Origin of the sequence: Serratia sp. (in: enterobacteria) (genome assembly GCF_046715635.1) — a bacterium.
GTDB lineage: Bacteria > Pseudomonadota > Gammaproteobacteria > Enterobacterales > Enterobacteriaceae > Chania.
The window spans coordinates 1-3,009 of the sequence record NZ_JBKJYW010000145.1; the positions used below are offsets into that span (position 1 = coordinate 1).

4 protein-coding genes are annotated in these 3,009 nt (G+C 56.1%); all 4 read left to right on the forward strand.

The features are described 5' to 3' along the window. Nucleotides 1-2 precede the first annotated feature (2 nt). Genes ACLQ7H_RS07050 through srlD form a run of 4 tightly spaced genes read left to right on the forward strand, consistent with a single transcriptional unit; the run spans nucleotide 3 to nucleotide 2,706 of the window. Complete coding sequence (locus tag ACLQ7H_RS07050) at nucleotides 3-539, forward strand: PTS glucitol/sorbitol transporter subunit IIC (protein ID WP_411752046.1); 537 nt, start codon at nucleotides 3-5, stop codon at nucleotides 537-539. Nucleotides 540-554: 15 nt separating this feature from the next. Continuing rightward, nucleotides 555-1,535 (forward strand): PTS glucitol/sorbitol transporter subunit IIB, encoded by a 981-nt coding sequence (locus ACLQ7H_RS07055; RefSeq protein WP_411752047.1) that lies wholly within the window; start codon nucleotides 555-557, stop codon nucleotides 1,533-1,535. Nucleotides 1,536-1,553: 18 nt separating this feature from the next. After that, complete coding sequence (srlB, locus tag ACLQ7H_RS07060) at nucleotides 1,554-1,916, forward strand: PTS glucitol/sorbitol transporter subunit IIA (RefSeq protein WP_411752048.1); 363 nt, start codon at nucleotides 1,554-1,556, stop codon at nucleotides 1,914-1,916. Between the two features lie 10 nt (nucleotides 1,917-1,926). Continuing rightward, nucleotides 1,927-2,706, forward strand: a complete 780-nt coding sequence (srlD, locus tag ACLQ7H_RS07065) for a sorbitol-6-phosphate dehydrogenase (RefSeq protein ID WP_411752049.1) — start codon at nucleotides 1,927-1,929, stop codon at nucleotides 2,704-2,706. Nucleotides 2,707-3,009: the final 303 nt, after the last annotated feature.

Here is a 3,009-nt window from a genome sequence, read left to right on the forward strand (position 1 = left end):
TAATAACCCACGGAGCCGAATGGTTTATCGGCCTGTTCCAAAAAGGCGGGGAAGTGTTTGTCGGTATGGTGACCGGCATTTTACCGTTGTTGATCAGCCTGTTAGTTATCATGAACGCGTTGATCAAATTTGTTGGCCAGGAACGTATCGAACGTTTGGCACAGCGCTGTGCCGGTAACCCGGTTGCACGCTATCTGCTGCTGCCGCTGATCGGCACCTTTGTGTTCTGTAACCCGATGACCCTCAGCCTCGGGCGCTTTATGCCTGAGAAATACAAACCAAGTTACTACGCTGCCGCCTCTTACAGCTGCCACTCCATGAACGGACTATTCCCACATATCAACCCCGGCGAACTGTTTGTTTACCTCGGCATCGCCAGCGGACTGACCACGCTCGGCCTGCCGCTGGGGCCTTTGGCGGTGAGTTATTTCCTGGTGGGGCTGTTCACCAACTTCTTCCGGGGCTGGATCACCGATCTCACCACCAGCGTGTTTGAACGCAAGATGGGTATCCAACTGGATCGTCAGGTTCAACTTTAAATTGTGGAGTGCAGCATGAGTGCTTATATCCGTATCGAGAAAGGTGCCAGCGGCTGGGGTGGCCCACTGCAATTGCCCATTGAGCCCGGCAAGAAGATCGTCTATATCACCGCCGGTACTCGCCCGGCGATCGTCGACAAACTCAGCGATTTAACCGGCTGGCCTGCGGTGGACGGTTTTAAGGAAGGCGAACCACCAGCGGAAGAAATCGGTCTGGCGATTATTGACTGTGGCGGTACCTTGCGTTGCGGTATCTACCCTAAACGCCGCATTCCGACCATCAATATCCACGCGACTGGCCAGTCTGGCCCGCTGGCACAATTTATTCTGGAAGATATCTACGTTTCCGGCGTGCGGGAAAACAACATCAGTCTGGTCGAGATTGCAGAGGGTTCTGCGGCTCCCGAACCTCAAGCGCAGCCGAAAGCCCGCGACTACGACACCAGCAAGAAAATCACCGAACAAAGCGATGGCTTGCTGGCCAAGGTTGGCATGGGCATGGGCTCGGTGGTGGCGGTGTTCTTCCAGTCTGGACGTGACACCATCGACACCGTGTTAAAAACCATTCTGCCATTTATGGCCTTCGTCTCAGCGCTGATCGGTATCATCATGGCCTCTGGTCTCGGTGACTTTATCGCCCACGGTCTGACGCCGCTGGCCAACAGCCCAATCGGTTTGGTGACATTGGCGCTGATCTGTTCCTTCCCACTGCTTTCACCGTTCCTCGGCCCTGGCGCCGTCATCGCTCAGGTCATCGGCGTGTTGGTGGGCGTACAGATTGGCCTTGGCCATATCCCCCCTCAGTTGGCGCTACCGGCGCTGTTCGCCATTAATGCCCAAGCCTCCTGCGACTTTATTCCGGTGGGTCTGTCCTTGGCAGAGGCCAAGCAGGATACGGTGCGTGTCGGCGTCCCTTCGGTATTGGTCGGGCGCTTCCTCACTGGCGCACCTACGGTACTGATCGCCTGGGCCGCATCGGCCTTTATCTATCAATAAATTGCCCGGAGGAAAACCATGAGCACCATTTTCCAGACCACCATCACCCAGATTGGCGGCTGCGCCCGTGACGCACTGTTGGACAACATGCTGATTACCTTCCGCGAAGGCGCACCGGCTGACATTGAAGAGTACTGCTTCATCCACCAGCACGGCGATACCGCCGGTGAATTACAAGCAGGTGGCGTGATGGAGCTTGGCGATCGACGCTACCCCATCACCGCCGTCGGTGAGGTTGCCACCCAGAACCTGCGCGAACTAGGCCATATCACCGTACGTTTTGACGGAGAAACTCAGGCCGAATTCCCTGGGACGATCCACGTAACAGGTAGCACGCCAGCCGATGTCACGTTAGGCAGCACACTGAAATTTATCGCATAAGGAGTAGATCATGTCTGAAGTAGCTGTAGTGATTGGCGGTGGCCAAACGTTGGGGGCTTTCCTGTGCCATGGCCTGGCTGAAGCGGGTTATCGCGTTGCGGTCGCCGATCTGAATGCCGACAATGCCAATCTGGTGGCACAGCAAATCAATCAGGAGTTCGGGGCCGATCGCGCCATCGGTTTCCAGGCCGATGCCACCGATGAGGCCAGCGTTATCGCGCTGGCTGGTGCGGTCGACCGGGCTTTCGGTCAGACCAACCTGTTGGTGTACAGCGCCGGGATTGCCAAAGCCGCCCCGATCACCGATTTCCCTCTGGGGGATTTTGACCGTTCCTTACAGGTGAACCTGGTGGGTTATTTCCTGTGTGCCCGCGAGTTCTCTCGCCTGATGATCCGCGACGGTATCGCCGGGCGCATCATTCAGATCAACTCAAAATCCGGCAAGGTCGGCAGCAAGCATAATTCCGGCTACAGCGCCGCCAAGTTCGGCGGCGTTGGATTGACGCAGTCGCTGGCGCTCGATCTGGCCGATTACGGTATTACCGTGCACTCCCTGATGCTCGGCAATCTGTTGAAATCGCCGATGTTCCAGTCGCTACTGCCACAGTATGCGCAGAAACTGGGCATCAAGCCTGAAGAGGTCGAGAAGTATTACACCGATAAGGTGCCGCTGAAACGCGGTTGTGACTACCAGGACGTGCTGAACACGCTGCTGTTTTATGCCAGCGACAAGGCCGCTTACTGCACCGGCCAGTCGATCAACATTACCGGTGGCCAGGTGATGTTCTGATTTACGGGCTGATAATTACAGATGTACCTAACAGCCCCTCACCCCCACCCTCTCCCAATGTATAGACCATGCTCCTCATGGACACCAGGGAGTCAGTTTGGTGTCGCGGTAAGGTGCTGGAGATCATCTGTGGCATGGGTTCAATGACCAGGTACGACAGTTAATTTGTGGCACATTCGGTCCCCTTGTATGTTTAAAGGTACTTTAATTACCCCCCCAAAGGTGGGTAGACTTTAACCGAGTAGTACCTGACGCCACAGCCCGATTCCCCTCTGGGACAACAAGCCCGCGGGAGAGCTTATG

Bases quoted from the DNA above. Each gene is read 5' to 3' on its own strand.
- srlB (WP_411752048.1), top strand. From the start codon at position 1,554: ATGAGCACCATTTTCCAGACCACCATCACCCAGATTGGCGGCTGCGCC.
- srlD (WP_411752049.1), top strand. From the start codon at position 1,927: ATGTCTGAAGTAGCTGTAGTGATTGGCGGTGGCCAAACGTTGGGGGCT.
- ACLQ7H_RS07055 (WP_411752047.1), top strand. From the start codon at position 555: ATGAGTGCTTATATCCGTATCGAGAAAGGTGCCAGCGGCTGGGGTGGC.